General features: G+C 55.8%; 15 protein-coding genes and 1 riboswitch. Of the genes, 5 read left to right on the top strand and 10 right to left on the bottom strand.

All coding sequences use genetic code 11. The features are described 5' to 3' along the window. Nucleotides 1-34 precede the first annotated feature (34 nt). Nucleotides 35-222: riboswitch (cobalamin riboswitch) on the bottom strand. Nucleotides 223-365: 143 nt separating this feature from the next. Continuing rightward, nucleotides 366-1,136: an SDR family oxidoreductase gene (locus tag DYU11_RS25955; protein ID WP_119670656.1), complete on the top strand. Its 771-nt coding sequence runs from the start codon at nt 366-368 to the stop codon at nt 1,134-1,136. Between the two features lie 85 nt (nt 1,137-1,221). Here the strand turns inward: DYU11_RS25955 and DYU11_RS25960 are convergent, their stop codons facing one another. Genes DYU11_RS25960 through DYU11_RS25975 form a run of 4 tightly spaced genes read right to left on the bottom strand, consistent with a single transcriptional unit; the run spans nt 1,222 to nt 8,299 of the window. Then, the gene (locus tag DYU11_RS25960; protein WP_119670657.1) at nt 1,222-3,609 is read right to left on the bottom strand and encodes a hypothetical protein; all 2,388 of its coding nucleotides are present in this window, start codon (nt 3,607-3,609) and stop codon (nt 1,222-1,224) included. A gap of 56 nt (nt 3,610-3,665) precedes the next feature. Next, on the bottom strand, nt 3,666-4,781 hold the full coding sequence (locus DYU11_RS25965) for a DUF4249 domain-containing protein (RefSeq protein WP_119670658.1): 1,116 nt from the start codon (nt 4,779-4,781) through the stop codon (nt 3,666-3,668). Between the two features lie 6 nt (nt 4,782-4,787). Beyond that, on the bottom strand, nt 4,788-7,565 hold the full coding sequence (locus tag DYU11_RS25970; RefSeq protein WP_119670659.1) for a TonB-dependent receptor: 2,778 nt from the start codon (nt 7,563-7,565) through the stop codon (nt 4,788-4,790). Nucleotides 7,566-7,567: 2 nt separating this feature from the next. Further along, on the bottom strand, nt 7,568-8,299 hold the full coding sequence (locus tag DYU11_RS25975; RefSeq protein ID WP_119670660.1) for a hypothetical protein: 732 nt from the start codon (nt 8,297-8,299) through the stop codon (nt 7,568-7,570). Between the two features lie 467 nt (nt 8,300-8,766). Here DYU11_RS25975 and murI point away from each other — a divergent pair, with 467 nt between their 5' ends. The 3 genes from murI to DYU11_RS25990 all read left to right on the top strand — a co-directional run bounded on the left by murI (nt 8,767) and on the right by DYU11_RS25990 (nt 11,665). Next, nucleotides 8,767-9,597: a glutamate racemase gene (gene murI, locus DYU11_RS25980; RefSeq protein WP_119670661.1), complete on the top strand. Its 831-nt coding sequence runs from the start codon at nt 8,767-8,769 to the stop codon at nt 9,595-9,597. A 94-nt stretch (nt 9,598-9,691) separates the two neighbouring features. Then, nucleotides 9,692-11,167, top strand: coding sequence for a carotenoid oxygenase family protein (locus tag DYU11_RS25985; protein ID WP_119670662.1), 1,476 nt, complete (start codon nt 9,692-9,694; stop codon nt 11,165-11,167). 216 nt (nt 11,168-11,383) lie between these two features. Then, nucleotides 11,384-11,665, top strand: coding sequence for a hypothetical protein (locus tag DYU11_RS25990; protein ID WP_119670663.1), 282 nt, complete (start codon nt 11,384-11,386; stop codon nt 11,663-11,665). Nucleotides 11,666-11,759: 94 nt separating this feature from the next. Here DYU11_RS25990 and DYU11_RS25995 read toward each other — a convergent pair whose 3' ends face one another. Beyond that, a complete protein-coding gene (locus DYU11_RS25995; RefSeq protein ID WP_119670664.1) occupies nt 11,760-13,145 on the bottom strand; it encodes a RagB/SusD family nutrient uptake outer membrane protein in 1,386 nt (461 codons plus the stop codon). Nucleotides 13,146-13,150: 5 nt separating this feature from the next. Then, the gene (locus tag DYU11_RS26000) at nt 13,151-16,351 is read right to left on the bottom strand and encodes a SusC/RagA family TonB-linked outer membrane protein (protein ID WP_119670665.1); all 3,201 of its coding nucleotides are present in this window, start codon (nt 16,349-16,351) and stop codon (nt 13,151-13,153) included. A gap of 586 nt (nt 16,352-16,937) precedes the next feature. Here DYU11_RS26000 and thrA point away from each other — a divergent pair. Next, nucleotides 16,938-19,409: a bifunctional aspartate kinase/homoserine dehydrogenase I gene (thrA, locus tag DYU11_RS26005; RefSeq protein WP_119670844.1), complete on the top strand. Its 2,472-nt coding sequence runs from the start codon at nt 16,938-16,940 to the stop codon at nt 19,407-19,409. A 63-nt stretch (nt 19,410-19,472) separates the two neighbouring features. Here the strand turns inward: thrA and DYU11_RS26010 are convergent, their stop codons facing one another. The 4 genes from DYU11_RS26010 to DYU11_RS26025 all read right to left on the bottom strand — a co-directional run bounded on the left by DYU11_RS26010 (nt 19,473) and on the right by DYU11_RS26025 (nt 25,425). Further along, nucleotides 19,473-19,877, bottom strand: a complete 405-nt coding sequence (locus DYU11_RS26010) for a hypothetical protein (protein WP_119670666.1) — start codon at nt 19,875-19,877, stop codon at nt 19,473-19,475. A 209-nt stretch (nt 19,878-20,086) separates the two neighbouring features. Beyond that, a complete protein-coding gene (locus tag DYU11_RS26015) occupies nt 20,087-20,887 on the bottom strand; it encodes a LytR/AlgR family response regulator transcription factor (protein WP_119670667.1) in 801 nt (266 codons plus the stop codon). A gap of 23 nt (nt 20,888-20,910) precedes the next feature. Beyond that, a complete protein-coding gene (locus tag DYU11_RS26020) occupies nt 20,911-24,084 on the bottom strand; it encodes a histidine kinase (protein ID WP_158600364.1) in 3,174 nt (1,057 codons plus the stop codon). 201 nt (nt 24,085-24,285) lie between these two features. Continuing rightward, nucleotides 24,286-25,425, bottom strand: coding sequence for a bZIP transcription factor (locus DYU11_RS26025; protein WP_229366052.1), 1,140 nt, complete (start codon nt 25,423-25,425; stop codon nt 24,286-24,288). Nucleotides 25,426-25,682: the final 257 nt, after the last annotated feature.

Consider the following 25,682-nt stretch of genomic DNA (forward strand, 5'->3'; position numbering starts at 1 on the left):
GTCTTTCATCCCCGGCTTTTTTCCCGAAAGCTCGATCATGAATCCGTTTGAGGCAGGTCTTCTGGCTCGCTCTACCGACAACGCCTTCCCACCCGAGGGGCAGTGGCATTTTGTTGCCGGCTGGTAAAAGAGCTTACAGCTACGGGAATAGCCCCGGATTTGCACCGGTGTTCCCTTTTAATCGCCCGTGTTAGTGGGCAAACCTTAAACGCGTCGCAAAGGTAAAGTTTTCTCTGGATATAACGCCTTCAGAACGGCCATTATCGCCGTAAGCACCGACCCGTTCCGACAAAAGGTGGCGGCTTCGTAGCCAAAGTACCGACCGGAACGCCTAACTTTCAGCCGCAACTTTTGAACCCGAATCAATGACTTTACCTATTTGGCAACTTAACGGCCAGCGGGCCCTCGTGACGGGCGGAACCAAGGGCATCGGAGAAGCCATCGTGCAACAGTTTTTACAACTCGGTGCCGCCGTGTTCATCGTCGCCCGCGACAACGAACGCCTTCAGGAGCAACTGGCCACCTACCGCCAGCAAGGCTATTCGGTGGAGGGACTGTCGGCGGACCTGAGTCGGCCGGGCGTCGCCACGCAGATTATCGACGCCGTTCAGACGACCTGGGGCAGCCTGGATATTCTGGTTAATAATACGGGTACGAACATTCGGAAAACCACCGCCGAGTACAGCCCCGCCGAGTACGACCACGTGCTGACCACAAACCTGCGATCGGCCTATGAGCTGAGTCAGGCGGCTTATCCGCTCCTGAAAGCATCGGGACAAGGCAAACTTGTGTATATCTCGTCGGTGTCGGGCCTCACGCACACCAGCAGCGGTTCACTCTACGGCATGACTAAAGCCGCGATGAATCAGCTTACGCGCAACCTGGCCGTCGAGTGGGCAGCCGACGGTATTCGCGTCAATGCCGTAGCACCCTGGTACATCCGAACGCCACTGGCCGGCCCCGTGTTGAACAATCCCGAAAAACTGGCCGGTATCCTGAGCCGTACGCCGATGAAGCGCATCGGTGAGCCGGAGGAAGTTGCCTCTGTGGTTTCGTTTCTGTGTATGCCCGCGTCGGGCTACGTGACGGGCCAGACCATCGCCGTAGACGGTGGCTTGCTGGCGTGGGGTTTTTAAACGACTTTGGCAGGCGGTCGCACTTTACTTTTTCGTGCTACTCCCAACCCGCAGAAGGGGATTGGGAGTCAGCATGAAACGGATGCTACCTAACCGGATTCTTCACGGTAAACGTTGTCTGCTGACTTCCCCCCTGCCCCTGCTTCGTCAGGCCGTTTACATCAACCAGAAAGCGTCCCTCCTGATCGGACGTAAAGAACTCGATCTTCCCTTTTCCAGTCGCGTCGAGGGCCAGGCTGGGTGACCAGTACAGAAGGGTGCGGGCATCAGGCAGGCGGCTTTCCAGCTGCCTTGGCGTATCGTATCGCGGGGCATAAAATTCACGCTGTAACTGTAGTCCGTCGTAATCCACCCGCAGCAGACCAGGGTCAAGTTCGAACCCGGCCAGATCGCCTTTGTACGTAGAGAAACTGATCAGCCCGTTGAACACGGTTCTGCCGATAAAGTACCGTTTCGTCATGACATCCAGCCGGTTGATTTTCAGCGGACTGAACGCCATGATCCGGTCCATATCGAACACCGGTACCCCGTCCATCAGCACCAGCGACGGTTCGTCGAAAAACGCGCGGTAGGGTGCGTTAATAACAACCAGCCGAAACTTGCCCTGCCGCTTTCGGGGCTGAATACCGAGGACGTATTCACGCAGGACATCCTCCATGGTCGTGAACCGGGTGTAATCATCCAGCTTGTAGGATTCGTCGGTCTTACCGTAGAAAGCAGCACTGTCGACCACCGGATAGCGGTACCGAACCGCCCGGTCGCTCCAGTACGTGTTCTGCACCTGCATGGCCACGCTGCGGTCCAGGATGGATTCGGCCGTCTGTTCCCGCAGGTTAAACGCAGGCAGCCGGGTAGCCGACGGCTGTTCCGAAAACGGGTTTACGATCGACAGGCGGTTTGAGCTGTCGGCGGGCTCGGTCCGGACAACAACCTGCTTAGGACCGTATGCATCTTTCAGTTCGAAGAAGACCCGGCCGGCCGAATCGCTCTCGGCCACGTAGAACCGGATGGGTTTACCGATGGTAGACAGGTAGGTTGTGATGCCTTTGGCCGGCGCAGCGGAAACCGGATTTTTCACCAACCCCTGTACGATGAGGCCGTTGTGTTCGGGGGCAAGCGAAAACGGACCCGGTTGCTTCGTCAGTACATCGTTCCACGTAAACCGGCGCCAGCCGTGCGTCAGCATCAGGTTGTCGGTAGCCTCCCCGACATCCGCGTTCTCAGGCTGGAGATAGAATTCGGGCGACTCAATCGTACCACGGAGGTCGGAGGTCAGCCACAGGTAACTCAACAGATTGCCCGACGAAGCCGTGGGCAACGAATCGAGCCGGTACACGGCCACCGACAGATCGGCGGCACCGGACTGCTTCGCTGGCAGCGTCACATCGATACTGACTTTTGTCCGCGACGCGTACTCGCTTTTGTCGGGCGTCAGCCCAATAGTCAGGGGTTGTTCGGGACGTTTGAAGTACAGCCGTTCGCAGACCGGCCTGCGGTCCATGCTGAATACGGTCAGGTGCGAAATGCCATCGCCCAGTTTCTTTTTATCGATCAGGAACGTAGCTTCCTGCTGAATGGGGCGCATTTCGGCTACGGAAACGACTTGTCGCGTGTGTGCCAGCAGATATACCAGCGCCTGACCGGCTACGTTCGTGCTGACGGTCACCCTGAGCTGGTCACCACCGGCATCTTCCAGGCGCATCGTATATCCCTGCTCCTGAACCACCGGCAGGGGCCGTACCGTTGTCCGCCCGTTCGTATCTCTGATCACAACCCGGTACGTTGTATTTGGCGCGGGCGTGACCACGAAGTGCCCAATGCCGAACCGGTGCGGAGCAAACCGGCTCAACGTATCGTTCTGCTGGTTCACGAGCGCCCCCTGAAAGGCAATGCCTTTACCGGCTTCGTCGGTTACGCGAAAAGCCACCTTGCTGCTCAGGCCCTGCACCAACTGACCACCTTCCGGAAACAGCTGCACGTCGTAGTCGGGAGCAGCCGCCACCACCGGCAGTTCCAGCCGTTTGAAGGAATTGACAATCGTGATCGGCTTTTCGAAGAAGAAATCAGCCCCGAAATTAGTCATCCAGCGCGTATAGGCCCGCAGGAGATAGTGGCCTGAATTGATCGATGTGGGCAGAAAAAAGGCACCGTTGCCACTTCCGGCCGCCAGGGCTACCTTGGCCTGCACTACCGGCTTACGTTCCTGATCCAGCACCTCCACATACGCCACCTTGCTGACGTCCAGCGGCCGGTGAAACGTACCGTCCACGCAGTACACCTTGAACCAGAGCGTTTCGCCGGTGAGGTAAAACGCGCGGTCGGCGTGGACAAATACTTTCTCCTGAAACGCCTGTTTCCGGTACTGATCGAACCGCTGTACGACCGGTTGTAGTCCTTCGGCGGGCTGCCCGGCGGCTTCTGAGCCGATGAGCAACAGCAGGCAGCAAACGAAACAGAGTTGATAACTTTTCATGCGACTTGGCAATGGCGTGTTCGTGCGGTCAGGTGCTGATCCCGACCAGCGGTATATCAATCTTCCCAGAATGCCGGTTTTACGTTGGTGCCCCTCAGGCGGCAATCGACGCACGCGTCGGACGTAGCGAAAAACCGCCCGTCGTCGTTGAGATCGATAATAAATTTGTTCTGCTCCATCACCTCGGGTAACGTCAGTGTATCAACGACGCAGCTCTCGTAGCCCGTGATGGTGCGCCGGAAAGGGATCTCACTCCGGTTGATGTAGATACGTTTCGTGGCCACAGAACCCGCGCCGAAATAGCCCAGCACCGGTTCATTTGGGTTTGACACCGACCGGACATTACCCGTTACCTGCGTCGGCTGCGGGTCAAACAGAGAACCCAGACTCTGGGTGGTTTTGGCCAGTTGATCCCAGTATTCGTACGCTTCGCGCGTGAGGGCGTACTGCCTTACCAGAATACTGTACCGAATGCCCAGCTTGGCCGATGAGCCCGGTATGAACGTCAGCGGAAAGTCATTGATCACATCCTGGCTCAGCCGCGCCGACGACCCCAGGATGATGTTCGTAGAGCGATTACTGGCCCAGCACCGATAAATATCAACCAGCCGGGGCAACACCTGCTTGTTGACAATCTCATAAAAGGACTGGTAGCCCGCCGTGAACCGCCAGGTTTCTTCAAACTCCCAGCGGTAGTAGCGGGTGTTGTTCTGAGGATCGCGCGTATCCAGAAAAAGCTGAACCCCATCGTTCTCGACCCGCCAGCCGATGGCCTCAATGGCGGGCGTCGGCTTCACCGCCACAAAGTCGGACAGGTAGTCGGTTCCCCGCGCTGTGCGGATGCGCAGCCGGTACTTCTGGCTGGTTTGCGGACTCAGCCCGGTGATCGAATAGACGCCCGTAGTGGTTTCGTTCAGGCGATAGGTTTCGTTGCGGTCACTTTCGATGGTTACCTGCGCCCGGGTTTCGGCCGTCGGGGCTTTCGTATCCGATACGTTCTGCGTCCGCGACAGCCGGATGGTTGTGGTTGTACCGGGGCCGCTGTCCAGAAAACCGTCGACCACGAGGTAGGAGTTCGGGGCCGTAATTTCAGGAGGTCGGTACGGGTCCACGCAACTGCTGACCAATACCACCAATACCCAGCCAAGGCTTTTTTTCAGGGACATATTCATGCGTAATCAGAATCTGAAATTATACGTAACGGACGGAATCGGCTGTCCGAAAATTGACAGTCTGTACCCGCGAATGACCCCATTCTCCGACCGGAAATACACCGAGTAGGGGTTTCGCCGACCGGTCAGGTTATACACCCCGACGGTCCATGAGCTGTGTGCCAGCTTTTTGATTTTATGATTCCCTTCGATGTTCATCGAGAAATCGACCCGGTAGTAATCCGGAATACGGTACTGGTTGCGCTCGGAGTATAAAACCCGCTGCGAGTTACCGAGCGTGTACTTAGCCAGTGGCAAGGTGATGGGCCGCCCCGTATTGTACGTAAAATTGAGCGACATGCTGAACCGCCGGTTAATCTTGTAGTTGCTGATCATCGTAACGTCATGCGGCTTGTCGTAGTTGCTGGGGTACCAGTTGCCCTGGTTGATGCCCTCGTTCGACGTGGTCGGCTTCACCCGCAGCAGCGTCCGGGCGTAGGTGTAGCTGATCCATCCGTTCAGCTTACCCGTCAGTTTCTTGATCAGGAACTCCACGCCATACGCTTTCCCTTCGGCATTGACTACGTCGGTTTCAATGTGGTTGTTCAGCAGCAGCGTGGCCCCATTTCGGTAGTCCAGCATGTTTTCCATCGTCTTGTAATACCCCTCGACCGACGTTTCGATGGTGTTGTTCCGGAAGTTTTTATACAGGCCCAGCGAATACTGATCGCCCACCTGCGGTCGGATGTTCGGGTCGCTGAGTTTCCAGATGTCGGTGGGCGAAATGGCCGTTGTGTTCGACAGCATCTGAATGTACTGCCGCATCCGGTTGAAGCTTACCTTGACCGATGCCTCGGACGTCAGACTGTAACGGGCCGAGAATCTGTATTCCGGTCCGTGGTACGTGCTGATCACCTCGTTGTTGTTGTAGGCGATCGTATCGGTGATGTTGCTCACCGACCGCGGCAGGCCCGGCGCGTAATAGAACACCGACCGCGGGCCCAGGTAGTTGTACAGAGAATACCGCAGCCCGGCGCTGATCGACAGCCGCTCGCTGATGTCGTAGCGGTCGCCAACGTAGATGGCGCTTTCCAGCCCCTGCTCACTGGGCACCACATCGGGCGTAATCAGCGACTCCCCTCCGCGCGGCAGGAACGTACCGGGCCGCAGCTTGTAGTACGTCGAACTCAGCCCGAAATCGATGGTATGGCGGGCACTGGGGTAGTAGTTAAAATCGGCTTTCACCGTACCCTGGCCAACGGAGAACCCGAGCTGGTAGGCGTTCACCGGATTGCGTTCGCTGGTAATGTTGTACTTGTAAAAACTATACCCGGCCGTGAAAACACTGTAAAGCTTATTGGTAAAAATGTGCTTCCATTTCAGGGTTGCGTTCTGGTTCTGATAGCGATACACCGTGTCCTGATCGAACCGGAACCGGTCCTGGCTCAGGTAGCCGGTCAGGAACAGGCTATTCTTTTCGTTGTAGTCGTGGGTGACGTGCAGGTTCAGGTCGTAGAACGATGCCTGGCTATTCTGATAGGCGGCATTGGGCAGCTGTCTCAGCAGCCAGTTCGAATACGTTGACCGGCCACTGACGATGAATGACGTCTTATCCTTTATGATCGGGCCTTCCAGCGTCAGCCGGCCGGTGAGCAGCCCAATTCCTCCAGAACCGGCCAGCTTCTTCTTGTTACCGTCGCGGGTCATAACGTCCAGCACCGACGATAACCGCCCGCCGTAGCGCGACGGAATGCCGCTTTTGTATAGTTCAACGCTCTTAATCACGTCGGGATTGAAGGCCGAAAAGAAGCCGAACAGGTGCGCGGCATTATACACAGTGGCGTCGTTGTACAAGATCAGGTTCTGGTCGGTTGCGCCCCCGCGAACGTTGAGGCCGGTTGAGCTTTCACCGACCGATTTCACGCCCGGCAACGTCAGCACGACCCGCAGCAGGTCGGTTTCGCCCAGGGCGGTGGGTACCTGTTTCATGGTGGCGATGCTGATGCGCTCCTGCCCCATCTGCAACCCCGATACGTTCACGTCTTTCTCGGCTTCGATCACGACCTCCTTCAGCGGAATCACGTCGTCTTCCATCTCGATGTCGAGCTTTCCGTCGTTGTAGAGGATGATCTGACGCCGGGTATCTTTCAGGCCGATGCTGCGGAGCCTGAGGTCATACCGGCCCCGGGGCAACGTAATGGAGTAATAGCCGAACTGGTCGGTTACGGTACCGACGCGGGGGTTATCGACGTAGACAGCCGCCCCGACGATCGGCTCACCCGACGCTGCGTTCCGCACGTGACCGGCCGCCGTAGCGCGACCCGACCGGATGGGATTCGTTCGCTGCCCTACTTCGTACGTCTTCGTTTCGGCGGCAATTAGTTTCCGGCGGGTTTCGGTCAGGTACGAAGCCCCCGCGGTGGAATCGGCCGCCGAACTGCCCGTACTCCCCCGCTCGAAGAACCCAATGGGCAGTTCGGTCCGGATGGGGCGGTTCAGCGTAACATAAACCCGCTGCTGCCTGTCGATGGCGTACGCGTAGTTCGTGCCGGCGAAGAGCTGTTTGAGTACCTCCGGCAACGGCTGCCGATTGATCTGAAGATTGACAACCAGACTGTCGACCTCGGCCGGGTTATAGAAAAATCGGTAGGGCGTACTAACCTCCACGCGTTTCACAAACTGCCCGAAACGCAGGTTGGTGTAGTCGCCGTTGAGTGGCTGCTCAGCGGGAGTCTGGCCGAAACCAGGCTGAACAAACCAGAAAAGACAGAAAAGTAAACGTATCGTTCGGTAAAAACAGGTCATACTCAACGGGCTAAAGCATCATAGTGTTTGACAACGCCGGTGATGGCCCGCTCGCGTTGCTTCCGGAATTTAATCCCATTCGTACGCAGGTAGCGTCGCAGCGTTTTCTCCTGCTCCGGAAACAGACCGAACAACGACTGCTGGGTTTTGATCTCGTGGTATGTACCGTCTTTTTTCTCCGCAAAGAAGCGGGTATTCTCCTCAAAATTGGCTTTGTATTTTCCGCTGGAAATGTCTTCCCGGATCGTCTTGACCCGTTTGGCGAGCAGCCGGACGGAGCCGTCGTAGAGCACCTGATAGAAACCGGTACGGATACCGCTGCTGCTCAAACTATCGGCTACCAGCCGCACAAACTGATGTGGCCCCAACGAGAACGAATCGATCCGCTCCGAATGCAGCCGGATTCGAAACAGACTGTCGACCTGATCAATCAGCACCTCCCCCCGAACGATGTCGTGGCGCATCGGTACGTTGCGGTAACGCACCCCGTTATACTGAATATAGCCGGTTTGAGTACTGTCGGTAAGGAAATAGGGATGACCCGTGATGCGGTAGTCGTAGCGAATGTATTCCGTCCCGTTGTTCAGGTGCGGCCTGTCAGGAAAGGTTCGCTCGTATACCTGAACAGCCTGTTGTACGGCCAGCCTGACAAACGACGTATCGGTAGAGGCCGACTGACCCAAAGCAGGGCAAACCACAGCCAGCAGAAAGAACAGCAGAAATTGACAACGCATGAGCACTCAGGCAAAGCTAACACCACGACGCATTCATAGTGTATTGACTCCGAAAAGTAAGCAGCCGTTGCAATTTAAAGGCAATAATTTGGTATCGATTGCAAAAAAAACCGTCTGAATTGCCTCGAACGATCAAAAGACAATATAAACTATTGATGACTTCGCTCCGATTACTTGTCTAACTGGATGTAAAGCCAGATCGACGACAACGGCAACGTATCAGCAAAAGCCCCACTTGGTGAATGTGGAGGTTCAATACGACTAGTTGTTTGGCAAAGTAAAGGGGCCCCATCCTTATAGCCCCGGTCGTTTGCCGGATCGGCTCATCAATTCCACTACGTGTATGAGTCAACCTATGGTTTACATAAACTACCAAATCAGACTGCTCCAACCGCCGTTAAACCGCAACCCATGTGGCAGGCGCAAAAACGACCACCGACCACAACGAAATTCGGTAGTTTTGCCATATGATTACCAACCAGCCCATTGGCGTATTTGATTCCGGCTACGGTGGCCTTACGATTCTGAAAGAAATTGTCCGCAAGTTGCCCCAGTACGATTATGTCTACCTCGGCGACAACGCCCGCACACCCTACGGTACGCGCTCCTTCGATACGGTTTACCACTACACCCTCGAATGTGTGCAGCATTTGTTTGCCATGGGGTGCCGACTGGTGATTCTGGCCTGCAACACGGCATCGGCCAAGGCGCTGCGGAATATTCAGCAACTGGACCTGCCCCGACTCGCTCCTGATCGCCGGGTGCTGGGGGTTATCCGACCCACGACCGAAGTGATCGGGCCGTATTCCCGAACGGGCCACGTCGGGATTCTGGCCACTCCGGGAACAGTTACGTCGGAGTCATACGTCGTGGAGATTGCCAAGTTTTTTCCGGAATTAACTGTTGTGCAGGAAGCCTGCCCGATGTGGGTGCCGCTGGTCGAAAACGGCGAACACCTCAGCGCCGGCGCCGACTACTTCGTGCGGCAGCACCTTACCCGGCTGATGCAACGTGATCCGAAACTCGATACGTTGTTGCTGGCCTGTACCCATTATCCGCTGCTGCTGCCTAAAATTCAGGCGTTCACTCCCCCGGCGGTCACCGTCCTGAGCCAGGGCACCATCGTGGCCGATAGCCTCGCCGACTACCTGAACCGCCACCCCGAGATGGCCGCCCAATGCAGCCAGGGCCGGACGCAGACCTTCTACACAACGGATTCCGCCGAAAACTTCGAACGACAGGCGAGTTTGTTCTGGGGCACGGCCATTCAGGCCAGAAAGTTAACACTTTCAGTCTGAGCCAATAAACTCAAACGAAAAGCTTGTTCAGCGCTGAACAAACCGGTTAACACGGGGGTTTGTAGTGGTACTCTTCATCATACCGTAATGGTTTATGTCAGTCCGTAACTACACCACCCTCCGCGATTATATCGAGGCAAATCGCTGCGTAACCGAAGAATACACCGATGTTACGCTGCCCTTGCTTGAGGGGAGCCTGCCGACCGGCCTCCTCGGAACGCTGTACCGCAACGGCAACGGCCGCTTTGAACACCAGGGGGTCCTCTACGACCACCTCTTCGACGGCGACGGGATGATTGCCCGCTTCACCTTCGACGAAACGGGCGTTCGCTACCGGAACCGGTACGTCCGCACCGCTGAGTTTGTGGAGGAGGAAAAAGCCGGGCGGATGCTTTACCGCAGCTTCGGCACCAACATCCCCGGCGGGATGTGGAAAAACATCATGAACTTTAAGTTCAAGAATACAGCCAACACCAGCGTCGTCTGGCACGGCGGCAAACTGCTGGCCATGTGGGAGGGCGGGCTGCCTCATCTGATTGATCCTGATACGCTCGATACCATTGGCCGCTACGACTACGACGGGGTTCTGCGCAATTCCTTTTCGTGGCTCGACCGGCAGATCATGCCGGAACTACCGTTTTCGGCCCACCCCAAAATTCATCCGACTACGGGCGTTCTGCATAATTTCGGTACGGTGCCCGGCACCAAACAGCGGCTGGTACTGTACGAAGTAGATCCGGCGGGCCGGGCACGTATCAGCAAAACCGTCGAAATGCCCTCGGTGATTTTTGCGCATGATTTCGTGCTGACGCAAAGCGGCCACCGCATCTTTTTTCTGCCCCCGGTCGCCTTCGATATGCTGCGGACGTTTGCGGGCATCACCTCGCCGGCCGCGTCTATGCGCGTCGACCGTTCCAGCCAGACGACCGTGCTCATCGTGGCCCCCGATGGCCGGGAATACCGGCTCAAGACGCATTTTGGCTTTGTTTTTCATTACGTCAACGGGTACCAGGACGCCGATGGTACGCTGGTAGTCGATGCGCTCCGGATGTCCGATTACCCTGAGTCGCCGGGCATGAAAGAATACCTGGCCGGCAACATTTCAGACGATACGGACATGGCCCGCTTCGTCCGGTACCGGATCAACCTGACTACCCAGACCGTCGTGCACGAGGAACTGTCTGACTACCAGGGCGAGCTTCCAGAAATCCATCCGAACCGGGTGGGGCAACCGTATCAATACACCTGGACAATCGGCCGGCCCGCTGTCCACTCCATGCCGCTGCTGGATCATATCGTTAAGCTGAATGTACAGACCGGCGAGGGGTGCCATGCGTACGAAACTGATACCCTGCCCAGCGAACCGATCGTTGTGCCGCGTCCGGGCAGCACCCGGGAAGACGACGCCTGGCTGCTGTACATCCGTTTCCACGCGCCGTCGCAGACAACCGATCTGCTTGTAGCCGATGCGGAGGACCTGAAAACCATAGCCCGGCTGCGGCTGCCGCACAACATCCCGCTCGGCTTTCACGGCCTGTGGCTGGACAACTCAGCCGCTGCGCCTTACTAGCTGGAAACCAGAGCTTACGGCATTGCGGTAAGCCGTAGGTCAATCGTTGCCTCACTCGGGTAGTGATCGGCACACTGTGTTAAGCCCGAATCAAAACCGCCGTTAACTAATTGACGAACGGAATCAGCACAGATGCCCCAGTCATCGCACAGGGAAACAGTGGATAGAACGGAACAACCCGCTACTTTTATAGCAGTTCTCCGCCCCTATCCCTTTATGAAAACGATTACTACCTTAAACTGGATCCTGGTTGGTCTGTACGGTCTGCTGCTCATTTTTACCCTGTTCAACATCAGTCGCCCCGGCAACGACGCGGCCGGGCAAGGTATGGAAGGTGGTTTTCTGGTCGTTGGCATCATCCTGCTGGCAGCCATGGCCGGCCTGAACCTCATGCCCTACACCTGGTCGAAAATTACCGCTCTGGTCATTCAGGCACTCCCGCTGATCGTAATACTTTACAATTTCATTTCCAATTATATGGATTCCAGACAGCAGTAGCTCAGCCGTCTTTGCACACAAACGGCCGGGTAAATCAGCAGGTTCTTCCTGCTAACGTACCCGGCCGCTGGTTATCTGTCGTCCTGTTCAGTCTCTAATATCCCTGGTTCTGCGGGAACGCCGTGGGGTTGTTATACGTATCGATTTCCGACTGTGGGATGGGGTACACGACCCGGTACGGCGGAACCGTGATGTTCGTCACTTTGAGCGCATCGACGGCCGTTCCGGTCCGAACCAGGTCGAACCACCGGTCGTTTTCAAGGGCCAGTTCCAGCCGCCGTTCGTTGATGACAGCCGTCCGAAACGCTTCCTTCGTTGCCAGCTGAGACGCTGTATACGTAGCGACTCCCGCTCGCGTACGGACTTCATTCAGCCGCTGGAAAGCCTCGCCGGCAGCCTGATACTCAACTTCGTTCAGCGCTTCGGCGTAGAGCAGCAGTACGTCGGCATACCGCAGTACCGGGAAATCATTACCTACGTCGTTGGTGGCCGAAAACTCGTCGTAAAACTTACGCGGCACTACGTTCACGTTACTCGGTACCGGTATCTGTACCGTCAGCGGAAGGCGTTTGTCTCCGGCCGGGTAGGCAGCCCGCAGCGTCGGTTCGATGTTGTCGCCAATGTTGGTTCCGTACCACAGGCCGTGGCCTTCCGTCAGGGAGCCGCCAACGCCTTTTCTGAACTTCACGGCAAACACGATCTCCGCGTTGTTTTTGTTCGCTACGTTAAACACGTCAGCCACGTTGGGCAGCAGCCGGTACGTACCGCTGGTGATCACCTCGCGCAGCACCGGAACCGCCTGGGCATATTTCTTTTCGGTGACGTACACTTTACCCAGCAGTCCCTTGGCTGCCCCGGACGTAGCCCGTCCAATGTCGGCGCCGGTGTAGCTGGCCGGCAGGTTGGCCGCGGCATCGGTCAGGTCTTTTTCAATGGCTGCGTAGACCTCAGTTACTTCATTACGGACGTACGACCGGGCATCGGTGGTTGTACCGGCCTGCAGCACGAGCGGCACTTTCCCCCACAACCGGACCAGGTTAAAATACGATAGCGCCCGGATAAACTGCGCTTCCCCTTTGTAGCGGGCCTTGAGCCTGGCGTCCATCGCCACGGCGTCGATCTTGTCCAGGATCAGGTTGCAGCGGTTGATGCCGGTGTACAGACTGCCCCACGTATCGCGCAGAATGGTGTTGGTAGTCGGTTCGATAAACCGGTCGATGTTGTAGCGCAGACCCGCATTCGACGATGGATCATTATCCAGTACGTTGTCGCCCCGGGCTTCGATCAGCGTATTGAAATCTCCGCCGTACTGGTTTGATGACTGCAGGGCATCGTAGGCCCCGTTGACGGCGTTTCCGAAGTCGTTGGCGGTCTGGTAAAAGTTATCCACGTTAGGCTGCGACTGCGGCTTAAGATCCAGAAAATCGTTCTGGCAGGCAGCCAGGCCAAGGCCGCAAAGGAGTATGAAGGCGTTTTTCATGGAACTCAGAAGGATACGTTAAGGCCGAGGGACATGGTGCGTGGGAGCGGGTACGTGCCGTAATCTTCACCAGCCGAAAGAGCATTGTCGGGCCGGCTGCTGACCTCAGGATTGTAACCGATGTAGTTGGTGAACGTAAACGGATTCTGAGCCGTCACGTAGAGTCGGGCCCGCGTCATCCGCAGTTTCTGCAACAGGGTTGTGGGCAGGGCATAGCCGAGCGAGATCGTCCGGATCCGAACAAACGAACCATCCTCAATGTGCCAGGTTGAGATTTCGCCGTTGGAGCCCGTTTGGAGCCGATTGGCCCGGTTGTGCTGCCCATCACCCGGATTATCGGGCGACTGCCAGCGGTTCAGCGCTCCGCGAAACTGGTTCCCGTTGCCCTCTTCATTGTAGATGTACCGCCGAATCAGGTTCATGATCTTGTTGCCCTGCACACCCTGCACCGTTACGCCCAGGTCGAAGCCCCGGTACGCGAAGTTGTTTACGAAACCAAACGTGTATTTGGGAAAATAGCTGCCCGTAACGGTACGGTCGCTACTGAAGTCAATGCGCTTATCGCCGTTGACATCGACAAACCGGAAGTCGCCCGGCTTGGTCGTGGCCGTACGCGGGTACGCATCCACCTCGGCCTGGTTTCTGAAAACGCCATCAACCAGCATGGTATAGTACTGCCCAATGGGGCTGCCAATCTGCGTGATAAACTGCGCTCCGGCTACCCCACCCGACACGATGATCGGATCGCCGGAAGGCCCGAGTGCAATCACCCGGTTGCGGTTCGTGGCTAGGTTTGCGCTGGCGGTCCACTGGAACTGCCCGAACGTTTGCCGGGTGCCCAGGCTAAACTCAAAGCCCCGGTTGTTTACCTTACCGATATTCTGTAGTTCCGTACTGAAACCCGACGCCCGGGGTACGGGGACGTTCAGCAGCAGGTCAGACGTGTTGGCGTTGTAATAATCAACCGTCAGGCTCAGGCGGTTGCGGAAGAAACTGGCGTCGAAGCCAATGTCCAGCATGGCCGTTTTCTCCCATTTCAGCTTGTCGTTGGCGGAGTTTACCGGCGCCAGACCGCTCGTGATGACGTCGGCCCCCAGGATGTAGTTCCGGTATTCGAGCAGGCTGAGCGAGCCGTAGTTGGGAATCTGGAAATTTCCGGTCAAGCCATAACTAGCCCGTAGTTTCAAATCGCTCAGCCAGGTCTGGGACTGCAGAAACGACTCCTGTGAGACATTCCAGCCGGCCGATACGCTCGGGAAGTAGCCCCAGCGGTTGGCGGCCCCGAAACGCGATGACCCATCGGCCCGGATAGCCGCCGACACCAGGTACCGGCCGTTGTAGTCGTACTGAACCCGGCCGAGATACGACAGCAGCGACCACTCCTGAATATCGGTGCCCCCGGCCGTTACCTGCCCGGCGTTGAGCGTCTGCACCAGATCGTTCGGGAAGTTAGTCGCCGTCAGTTCGGCCGATGTCCGGCGATCTTTCTGGGCTGTAAATCCGGCCAGGGCCGACAGGTTGTGCAGCCCAATGGTGCGGCTGTAGTTCAGCGTATTCTCGACCAGCCAGTTGATGAAATTCTGGTTTCGGGCAAATCCTGTCGGGACGGAAGGGCCTTTTCGGTCGCGGATTTCGACCGTCGACGGCCGGTAATAAGTACGCTGGAAGTTGTTGATGTCCGACCCAACGCTGAGCCGGTACGACAGGCCTTTGGCAATGTCGTACTGCGCGTAGGCATTCCCCAGCAGGCGCAGGTGATCGAGCTTGTCGCTTACTTCGCGGGCCACCGCTACCGGATTCAGGATGGAGGTCGCTCCGAAGCCCCAGCCATTGGCGTCGAAATTGTACGTACCATCAGGATTATAGACCGGCCAGATGGGCGCAATCTGTACCGCCAGCCCAATGACACCATCGGCCAGGTAAGGCCCTTCCGCTTTGATCAGGTCATGGTGCGCAAACGTGGGGTTCAGATTGAATCCGACCGACAGCTTCCCGCTTTTTATGTCGACGTTGGCGCGGGTACTATACCGCTTATAACCTGAATTGATGACCACTCCGCGCTGGTCGAAGTAGTTCCCGGATACGTAGTACCGCACGTTTGCGTTGCCGCCGGCAATGGAGAGCGTATGGTTCTGAATCGGAGCCGTCTGGAAAATCTCGTCCTGCCAGTCGGTGTTGGTCAACCCCGACTGCCCCGACAGATATGGCGTAACCTGGGGTGGAATCAGCGTACTGGGCGCCCCTACCCCCCGTTGCCGGATCTCGTTGGAGTCGGTCGGCCGGCCGTTTGGGTTTCGGTCGAGGTACGCGTTGTTTTTACCTTCGTAATTGAGCTGAGCGTACTCGTAGGCGTTGAGCAGATCCAGCTTTTTCGTAACCTGCTGAAACCCGACGTACGTATCATAGCTCACGGTTGTCCGGCCTTCTTTGCCGTGTTTGGTTGTTAGCAGCACCACGCCGTTGGAGCCCCGCGAGCCGTAGATTGCAGCCGCCGATGCATCCTTCAGCACTTCAATGCTCTCAATATCATCGGTATTGATTGTGCTTAGTACGTTGATCGGGTTGTCCGGAAACTGGGTGTTTGTGCTGCCGGTCGCAAACTTCGTGTCCCGCGAGAGCGGAATCCCGTCGATCACGTAGAGCGGATCGTTACCGGCGCTGATGGAGCCCGTACCCCGCACCCGTACGGACAGGGCAGCCCCCGGCGCGCCGGACGTTTGGGCGACCTGCACCCCCGCAATCTTACCTACCAGCGCCTGATCGAAGCTCGTCACAGGCTGGTTGGCAATATCCCGCGCTTTTACGGACCCGATCGACGTAGTGATGTCGCGCCGGTTCTGCACCCCGTAGCCCACCACGACCACCTCGCCCAGGGCGTTGTCGGCGTTGGTCAGCCGGACATCCACGACCGTCCGGTTTCCGATTTCGACCTCGTTGGGCTGATACCCGATAAACGAAAAAACGAGCGTTCTGGCCCCGGAGGGCAGCGTGATCTGGTAGCGGCCACCGGCATCGGTTGTCGCCCCCACGTTAGTGCCTTTAACCTGAACGGTCGTACCGGCGAGGGCGTCGCCCGTAGCAGCATCAGTAACCCGGCCGCTGACTGAGGTCTGCGCATAACTCAGGTGAGCCATCAGCACGAACAGACCGGCCAACGCCCCTTGCCTGGCCCTGTCGAGCAGGCGTTTACAGCTAAAAATGGACATAAGGGAATGGTTAAACAGTGACAAGTGAACACGTATTGGATAGGCTGTGAGTGCTTGCGGGCGTACTACCAGTACCCGAATCCGATACTACGCAATTATACGCAGCGAATCTCAGATTTCTACTTATAGTACCAAGCCTGAAAGCAAAAGCCGATTCACTTCCTACCCATCCTTTGCCGGCACAAGTCGCTGATTTTTCTAAAATACTGGACTTCACGGGTAGCCTTATTCTTTTTCGACCTAGTAGACTACTCATCCTATATACTTTAAAAAAGTCTATTTTGAGTACAATCACAACGTAGCTGCCATCTGACCAGGCTTCGGCGGGTCTTCAGCCGGTGCCGACTAGTCGGGAGTACGTTGGCCCTGGCACCTCCGCCCGGATACCGGCAACTGGTCGGGCATCCGTAACCAGATAGAAGCCTCTTGTTAATTTCTCCCGCCGACGCGGTGGCTTGCCGATGTCTTTCCGTTATCTTTGCCCTTCCGGTCACCTCATCAACGGCTTCCTGATTAGTTATGAGCGTACGTGTACTATGCCCGCGGCAACACGAATTCGCTCATTCACTCATTTGCAATTACACTAATGTTTGTATTAAAATTCGGCGGTACTTCGGTCGGCTCGGTTGAGAGCATAAAACAGGTTATCCAGATCATTGAAACTCACCGCGAACAGGGCGATTCGATGGCCGTTGTGCTGTCGGCCATGAGCGGAGTAACGAACCAGCTTATTGAAATCGGACGCATGGCCGCGGGTGGTAACCACGACTACTCCGAACTCGTCCGGCGCATCGAAGACCGGCATTTCAACGTTATCAAGGCCCTGATTCCCATCAAGGAGCAAAGCAAGGTGTTTGCTTCCATCCGGGGTGTTATCAACGAACTGGAGGATTTGCTGCGGGGCGTATCCCTGATCCGCGAACTGACGCCCCGCACGATGGACCTGGTTATGAGCTTCGGCGAACGGCTATCGACAACGGTCGTGACGGAGTGTCTGCGCAGCCGGGGTCTGTCGGTGGCCTTCTGCGATGCCCGGAAGCTCATTAAAACCGACGATCAGTTCAGCCACGCTGAGGTAAACTACCCGCTCACGAACGAACTCGTTCAGGCTCATTTTGCCAAAGAAACCGCCCTGCAAATCGTAACGGGTTTTATTGGCTCAACCGAAAAAGGCGAGACCACTACCCTCGGCCGGGGTGGTTCCGACTACACGGCCAGCATTCTGGGGGCGGCCCTCAATGCCGACCGCATCGACATCTGGACGGACGTAGACGGCATGATGACGGCCGACCCGCGCAAGGTGCCCAACGCCTTCAACATCCCGACCATTACGTACGCCGAAGCGATGGAACTGTCGCATTTCGGCGCCAAGGTGATCTACCCGCCCAGCCTCCAGCCGGCTTTTACCCGCAACATCCCGATCCGGGTGCTGAACACGTTCAATTCAACGCATGAAGGTACGGTTGTGAGCCGCACGGCCGAACGGCGGCAATACACGATCACCGGCATATCGAGCATCGACGATATCGCGCTGGTGAACGTACAGGGCTCCGGCATGATCGGCGTTGCCGGGGTATCGGCCAAGCTGTTCGGAGTGCTGGCCCGTCACCGGATCAGTGTCATCCTGATCTCGCAGGCCTCGTCGGAACACTCGATCTGTTTCGCCATCGACCCGCGCGGAGCCGAGAACGTGAAGGCTGTGCTGGACATGGAATTCGCCACCGAGATCGCCCACGGCCACATCGACAGCATCAGCATCGAGCGTGACCTATCGGTTATCGCCACCGTCGGCGAAGGCATGCGCAAGAGTTCGGGGATCGCCGGCAAGCTGTTTTCGGTACTCGGTAAGAACGGGGTCAACATTGTGGCCGTGGCGCAGGGCTCGTCGGAAATCAACATCTCGGTGGTGATCAACAAAAACAACCTGTCGAAAGCCCTGAACGCCATTCACAACGTCTTCTTCCAGTCGGAAGCGCGGGTACTGAACCTGTATCTGGTCGGAACGGGGCTGATCGGCCGAACATTGCTGAAACAGATTTGCAGCCAGTACGAATTCCTGCGTTCCGAAAAGCTGCTGAAGGTTTGCGTCGTCGGGCTGGCGAATACCAAAAAGATGCTGCTTGATCCGAAGGGCGTTGCCCTGGATGCCTGGCACGAACGGCTGCTGACCGAGGGGGTTACCACCTCACTGCCCGCGTTCGTCGAAAAAATGCAGGACTACAACCTGCCAAATTCGGTCTTTATCGACTGCACGTCGGACAAGGATATTGTGCAGTTCTATGAATCGCTGCTGGACGCCAACATCTCGGTCGTGACGCCAAACAAAGTGGCCAATTCCGGCCCGTATAGTGAATACCGGCGGCTGCAGCGTACGGCCCTGAACCGGGGCGTTAAGTTCCTCTACGAAACGAACGTCGGGGCTGGTCTGCCCATCATCAACACGCTGCAGGGCCTGATTACGGCCGGTGACCGCTTTCTGAAGATCGAAGCCATCCTGTCGGGTACGTTGTCGTACATTTTCAACACCTTCGGCTCCGGCGATCCGGCGAATCGGCCATCGTTTGCCGACGTCGTGCGCGAAGCCAAGGAAAAAGGCTACACCGAACCAGACCCGCGCGACGATCTGAGCGGCCAGGACGTAGCCCGTAAAATCCTGATTCTGGCCCGGGAAGCCGGCTTTCCCCTGGAGCCGTCCGACGTAACGGTAAAAAACCTGTTGCCGCAGCCGTGCCTGGATGCACCCAGCGTTCCGGCCTTCTTTGACGAGTTGGAGCGGAATAACGATTACTTTGAAAATCTGCTCCGGGAGGCCGAAGCCGAGGGCAAAAAACTACGGTTTGTTGCCTCGTTTGAAGACAACAAGGCCGTGATTGAACTGCGGTCTGTCGGTCCGGAGCATCCGTTCTATCAGTTGACCGGTGCCGACAACATCGTATCCTTCACGACCGAGCGCTACAAAGATCGGCCGCTGGTGGTGAAAGGTCCCGGCGCGGGCGCCGAAGTAACGGCCTCGGGTGTGTTTGCCGACGTAGTGAGCATTGGTAGTTACCTGGCGTAACCCCTAGGTTCCATCATTAAACGCAAGGGAAGACAACGTTGTCTTCCCTTGCGTTTAGCTGGCTTAGCCAGTTATAATACTTCGCCTGAGCGTACTCGTCTGAAGCCTGATCGCATAGCTTTTCCGCTTTTTACCGTGAATTACGTTTACCACGTACCTTCCATCAGGTACTTCACTCAGGTTTAGCTTAAAGCGGAAGCTGCCTGGTTCGCTACGGATCTGCCTGTCCCACACGATATCCCCCTCGTTATTTTTGAGTTCGATCAGTACTGGCCTGCTATTGGGGGTTTCAACTAATACCTGCAAAACGGTTGGCTCCGCCGTGGGCACAACGGCTACGTTTAGGGCTTTAATCAGGTGGTCATCCGCTGGGCGAGCCGCAGCAAACTGCGTTGTAAGCAGCACGACGATACTCACAGCGCTGACTACGCGTAGCGCTAATAGCAGTGATTTTGAGAAGGTTTCCATTAGTCTTTGTGTGTTTGTTTCGTTAACGACACAAAACTAATGCCCCGAACAAGCCTTAGCCGATGCGACTGTTTGGGTTGGGTTAAACCATTCACCCCGGTGCTGAACTGGTGATTTTTCAGGATGAAACCCGACCGGCTGAGCGAACGGCTCACGCAGACTATACAGGCTCAACCAAGCTTTATTGAGAAACCTCTACCATCATCTTACTACCAGCTTGTCTGCTCAATCTTTTCGGCGTTACTGGCGTAGATCTGAAGTTCACGAACCTTACCGTTCAACAACAGCCGACAGCGGGTACGGGCCCCCTTCTCAAGGTAGTTGATGGCCTCTTTGTTAATGATGTGACTCCGGCCAATGCGCAAGAACAACGGCTCCGGCAGCAGTTTCTCCAGTGTATCGAGCGTCAGGTTTGGCACGTTGATGTGTTCGACTTGGCTACAATAGATATTAATTTGCCGATTAGTCGCTTCGCAGTACATAATGTCGGCCACGGGAATGCGGTGAAAGGAAGAACTACTGTGAAAAATCAGGTGCCGGGGCTCCGTAAGTTCCGGGCTTCCTGTCTGCGCGAAAGCCTCCTCCAGCTGCGCCATCATTTCGGCTTCGTGCTCTTTGTCAGCCAGCCATTTCTGGTAAAATAACCGAACCTTCTCCTTTAGTTGCCGCGGATCAACCGGCTTGACTAAAAAGTCGGAATGTAAGTGCGAAGCGGCTTTTTGAACAGCCGTCAGGGCTTCGTCGGGATACCCCGAAACAAAAATGACGCCGTAGGACTGGTGATGCTCCGATAGTTCATCGAGCAGGTCAAAACCGCTCCGAACCGGCATTTTAATATCCAGAAACAGCAGGTCCGGCTTACATTCAGCAATCAGGTCGAGCCCTTCGGTAACGTTGCTGGCTTCGCCCACGACGTCGACTTCCGGTATGGGCGATAATAGCCCCCGCAACGTTCGCCGGATAGCCAGTTCGTCGTCGATCAGTACGGCTTTTATAACAGGAATCATCATGGTCAATAACAAGTTTAAGGGCACTACCCTGGGTTAAGTGCCGACGACGCGTCTGGTTTTGGTACCGGCCGCGAATCCACCGGATCAACGGCGGCCTCCTCGGGTGGTAGCTTCGGATACAGTGGAATACTGGCTTCCTGGCGAACTCCGCACCGACCGGGTTCCATCTTGATCAGGTCGGTGATTCGTTGCCAGCTCGGCTCGTTATTGTATTCGTTAAGCTGGTTAAAAATGGCCTCGTTGATGCTAAGGCCCCGACCTGTACTACGCCGGCGATATTGTTTAGCCAGATCCAGACCGACCCCATCATCTTCCACACAAATAAAAAGACGATCATCGGCTTGACGAACAGTGAGTTGAACCGTACCGCCTTCCGGCTTATTTTCCAGACCGTGTTTGATGGCATTCGATACGTACCCCTGAATCAGCATTTTGGGAAGGTGCGTATTCGCCGGTACGTCGGACCTGACATCGACCGAGAACCGGATGCGGTCGCCGAACCGAACGTGCTCCAGTTCAAGATAGTTGTTGACAAATTCCAGTTCCTCACCCAGTGTCCAGAACACCCGGCTCCGACTGGTCAACTGGTTACGGAAGATGGCCCCAAACTTAGCCAGGTAGCTTACGATGGTTTCCGGATCGTTTTCAAAGGCCACAGATTGAACGGTCATCAGGAAGTTGGACACAAAATGCGGGTCAATCTGATTGGTGATGGCCCTCAACTCCAGCAGAGCTCGCTGGCGGCTGGCTTCAGCTAATTGTTTTTGCTTATTAGCGGCTTCGGTCTCCAGTTGGGCCAGACGGCGCTGCGTACGGGCGGTTTTCAGCCGGCGACGGGAGACTGCTCTCACCTGACGAACGCGCAAGTACGCCAGCCCGGCCACTACGCCTACGATTAGGCACGTACGGAACCACCATGTAGCCCACCAGGGGGGGGCAATGCGAAACACCTGCACGTACGGGCGCGTATTCCAAAGGCCATTGGCACGTACTACTTTTATGGTCAATCGATAACGGCCATCGGTCAGGTTGCGGAACGTAACGGTTCTCCGCTTAACCGGTGCCGACCATTCGAGGTGTGCCCGATCAGATTGGCCATCCAGACGTTCGAGCCGGTAGCTATATGTCGTATTTGCCAGGATGTTGTGCGCTTCGGGTTCGCGAAAAATTACTTCAATGTCGTTTTGGCCAGAACTCAATCGCAGTTCGCTCGATTCATCAACGATTGTTTGGCCTGTGCGCAGGTCCCGAAACGAGTGGATACCCGCCTGAACTGGCTTAAGCAGGTTTAGCAACTGCTTTTCCGGAATCATCATCATGCGATCGCGAGTCGGTATCCAGACACGCCCCTGTGTATCGTGCAGGTAGCCATTGAACAAACACTGACTTCCGCGAAACCCGTTGTCCATATCAAAGTAAGCAATCCACTCTTCCCCGGATTGGTAGAATCGCTCCATGTCCATCACGAACAGGCCTTCCAGAGTACCTATGATGAGGTATCGCCCCAGAAACCGGCAATACGTAATGGTTTTCTGGATGTAATCGGCGGCAATGTGTCGGTAGCGTTTGTAGTCGTATAGCCACAGGCCCTGATCCGTCGACAGCCAGAGATTCCCCCGCTTGTCGCGCCGAATTTCGTTCAGCATCTGAACGGGCAGCCTCTTATCCGTTTTTCGCAGCGTTTGTACCGACCGGCTTCGTCCGTCCCAGATCAGGTTCGTTTTATACCCTCCAATCCAGAACCGCCCGAATTTATCCCGCTCAATGTCGTTGTACTGCTCATCAAAGGGCACGGCAATTACGTCTGTCAGGGCCAGCGTCCGGCGATTGTAAATGAGGATGGAACGGGTTGTAGCCAGCAGATAGCGGTTACGTGCCGAGTCGTCGTAAAAAGCAGCAATGATTCCGGTCGTGTCGGTGCCGGGAAACGAACGCAGGTGCTCCCCATCAAAATGAAAGACACCTTGATTTTCGCCGGAAGCGAATACAATATTCCCTTCGGTATCGTGGCGGGTAGCAGGGTAAAAGTACCGGATAAGCCGTCCCTGGTGGTATGTGCTATCCGCCACAATTCCCTGCGCCGTAAGCCGGCTTAAGCCGTAGCCCCACGAACCGAACCAGATTTTGCCGTTTCGATCCTGAGAAACAGAATTTGTTTCATCCAGCCACCCTTCTGAATAGTCGAAGTACCGCCAGCCGTTGAGCCGCAGGTGAAAGAGCCCGTTATGCGACGTAGCAATCCAAAGCTCGCCCTGCCGATCGAACAGCAAATGATCGACGGGCGAGGTACTGATGTGGGAATTCACTACAGTTTTACCATCGTACCAGCATACGTCCAGGTCACCAACCCGTTTTTGAAACGCCAATTCGCCATGCAGGCCGACGGCACAACAGACCAGGTACGACTCCGGCACTGGTACGTCGTACAACCGGTGGAGGGTTTGTCCATCAATTCGGTACAGCGTTGTGCCGGCCAGGGCGTAGATTCGGCCAATTGGGTCCGCCAGAAGCTGTGTAACCCCAACGTTCGAGCGGATTTCGGTTAATTGTTTATCGTTCAGTTGCCACAACCGACCGTCCTCTGTCGCGATCAACAGCCGCCGATTAGCCTGATCGGCCAATACACCGCGAAATCGTTGCTCGGGCTTAGAGAAGAAGCGCCGGGTAACGTCTTCATTTTGACCTTGCCGCCAGCAATACAACCGCTGCCCCACGTTGGGGGTAGCGGTCCGGGTCGTAAACCAAAGCTGGTCCCGATTATCGGCCGTCAGAAACCGGATTCGACGCTGAACCGCCCCGGGACCGTAGTCCACCTTAAATTCCTTAATGGCAAGACCAGTCGGACCAGTGAGGTTGATCTTAAACATTCGGACGTTGGTATTGGCCCAGAGGGTACCATCGGGCATCGATACCATCTCGTCAATGTTAACATCCGGTAATTGCGGAAAACGACGATGGTTGCTGATGGGCAACGTGCCATCATAGATGTTTAGGCCGTAGACGGTGCTGATCCATAGCCGACCGGCTCTATCCTGATGCAGTCGCAATACATGGGCGTACGTCAGCCCGTCATAAACGCCATACTTTCGGTCAGCGAACTGCTGGGCTAGACTTTGGTCAGCCCCGCAAAAACCGATCGCTCCAATCGCGAAAAAGAGCAGGTGCCGCAAAAAGGAAGCCAACCGAATAGAGTTCATACGTCTTGCAGGGCATTGACGTATCAAGTTACAAGGATTAGTCATACATCGCCAGACACCCATCAGCTAATGGATGAATACCTGACATTCACGGACCAAATGACTTAGTAAACGGATGAATTTTGAGTAAGTGATACGTGTAAAATGCATAAACCGATGGTTTCCCACCGGCTTATGCATTTTACCTAATCTAGTCGACTTCTAGCGGGTTAGTTTCTGATTAAGTTGTTGAAGCTGTTGGCGTAAGGTTATAATTTCTTTCTGTTGCTGAAGAACGTACAAGGTCAGTTCCTCAATCTTTTCGAGCAGTTTGGCATCCATCTTACCCACATCTACACCGTCTTTGATTACGTCCTCTGCTGAGGGAACGCCCGGCAGGTGCTTGTTGGTTTTGATGTATGCTTCTACGTCACCCAGGCTACGCAATTGATAGTGTTCATCAAAAACCTTATCGCTCCACTCATCGGTGCTAGCGATGGCCACTTTTACCTTTTCGGTTAAAATGCCTTCCTTAACGTATAACCGATACCCAAGGGGGATTGACAAGAGATCATTACCAATGATGACGGCGTCGTTCTGGGCTGTACTTAAGTAACGGCCCTTGCGCTCCCACAAGTCGGCATTAACGCCTACACGAGCGCTGCTGTTGCTGGAGGCCAGCACTACGTTGCCCTGCCCATCCACACTCAGAAACTTGTTCTGGTTGGTCATACTCGCTGGTGATGCACTCGTCAGGTTCTCCAGCCGCAGCCCCGACTGGTTGGCTACCCCACTCACTACATGCAAGCGAGCCGATGGCGCAGACGTACCGATGCCCACGTTGGCCCCGCTGCCCAGCACTACCGCGTTACTCACATTGACTTTGGCGTTGTTACCGATGGCCGTCGCATTGCTTAGTCCACTGGCTCCGGCATCGGCCCGAAAGCCCACAAAGGTATTGTTGATACCCGCAACATTGGCTCTGCCAGCCTCAAAGCCCATCGCCAGGTTGTTGTCGCCGTTGACCCCCTGCCCGTTGCCGGCGTTAGCCCCTAAGTAGACATTGAACGAACCACCGGTGTTGCCGCCCCCGGCATTATCACCCAGAAAGAAGTTAGCCGATCCACTGGTGTTAGCAGCCCCGGCGTTGGTACCCATGATGAAGTTCGAGGAGCCGGTAGTGTTGTTCACCCCGGCCTGCACGCCGATGAAGGTGTTGAACTGGCCTGTGGTGTTGCTGTAGCCTGTGCGGTGGCCCACAAAGGTGTTGGCCGGGGCGTTGGTATTGTAACCAGATTGGTTACCGACAAAGGTATTCTGAGTTCCATGCTGGTTAGTCAAGCCAGCTCTACTGCCTAGCATGACGTTACCCGAAGCTTTATTGTTAAAGCCGGCACTATCGCCAATTACTATATTGTAGTTTGAGTTGTTACTTTTATATCCCGTCTTATATCCGATGAATACATTTTGATACCCGTTATTGATATTAAAACCGGTTAAATACCCAAGGTACACATTGCCTATCCCACCCTTGTTAAATGCGCCAGCAAAATCACCAAGAAGTACATTCCCCCAGCCAGTGCTTGTATTTTCACCAGCGCTGTTGCCAATCATGATAT

This window comes from Fibrisoma montanum (genome assembly GCF_003583365.1).
GTDB lineage: Bacteria > Bacteroidota > Bacteroidia > Cytophagales > Spirosomataceae > Fibrisoma > Fibrisoma montanum.

Bases quoted from the DNA above. Each gene is read 5' to 3' on its own strand.
- DYU11_RS25965 (WP_119670658.1), bottom strand. From the start codon at position 4,781: ATGAATATGTCCCTGAAAAAAAGCCTTGGCTGGGTATTGGTGGTATTG.
- DYU11_RS26010 (WP_119670666.1), bottom strand. From the start codon at position 19,877: ATGGAAACCTTCTCAAAATCACTGCTATTAGCGCTACGCGTAGTCAGC.
- murI (WP_119670661.1), top strand. From the start codon at position 8,767: ATGATTACCAACCAGCCCATTGGCGTATTTGATTCCGGCTACGGTGGC.
- DYU11_RS25985 (WP_119670662.1), top strand. From the start codon at position 9,692: ATGTCAGTCCGTAACTACACCACCCTCCGCGATTATATCGAGGCAAAT.
- thrA (WP_119670844.1), top strand. From the start codon at position 16,938: ATGTTTGTATTAAAATTCGGCGGTACTTCGGTCGGCTCGGTTGAGAGC.
- DYU11_RS25955 (WP_119670656.1), top strand. From the start codon at position 366: ATGACTTTACCTATTTGGCAACTTAACGGCCAGCGGGCCCTCGTGACG.
- DYU11_RS26020 (WP_158600364.1), bottom strand. From the start codon at position 24,084: ATGAACTCTATTCGGTTGGCTTCCTTTTTGCGGCACCTGCTCTTTTTC.
- DYU11_RS25990 (WP_119670663.1), top strand. From the start codon at position 11,384: ATGAAAACGATTACTACCTTAAACTGGATCCTGGTTGGTCTGTACGGT.
- DYU11_RS26025 (WP_229366052.1), bottom strand. From the start codon at position 25,425: ATGCTAGGCAGTAGAGCTGGCTTGACTAACCAGCATGGAACTCAGAAT.
- DYU11_RS26015 (WP_119670667.1), bottom strand. From the start codon at position 20,887: ATGATGATTCCTGTTATAAAAGCCGTACTGATCGACGACGAACTGGCT.
- DYU11_RS25970 (WP_119670659.1), bottom strand. From the start codon at position 7,565: ATGACCTGTTTTTACCGAACGATACGTTTACTTTTCTGTCTTTTCTGG.
- DYU11_RS25995 (WP_119670664.1), bottom strand. From the start codon at position 13,145: ATGAAAAACGCCTTCATACTCCTTTGCGGCCTTGGCCTGGCTGCCTGC.
- DYU11_RS26000 (WP_119670665.1), bottom strand. From the start codon at position 16,351: ATGTCCATTTTTAGCTGTAAACGCCTGCTCGACAGGGCCAGGCAAGGG.
- DYU11_RS25975 (WP_119670660.1), bottom strand. From the start codon at position 8,299: ATGCGTTGTCAATTTCTGCTGTTCTTTCTGCTGGCTGTGGTTTGCCCT.
- DYU11_RS25960 (WP_119670657.1), bottom strand. From the start codon at position 3,609: ATGAAAAGTTATCAACTCTGTTTCGTTTGCTGCCTGCTGTTGCTCATC.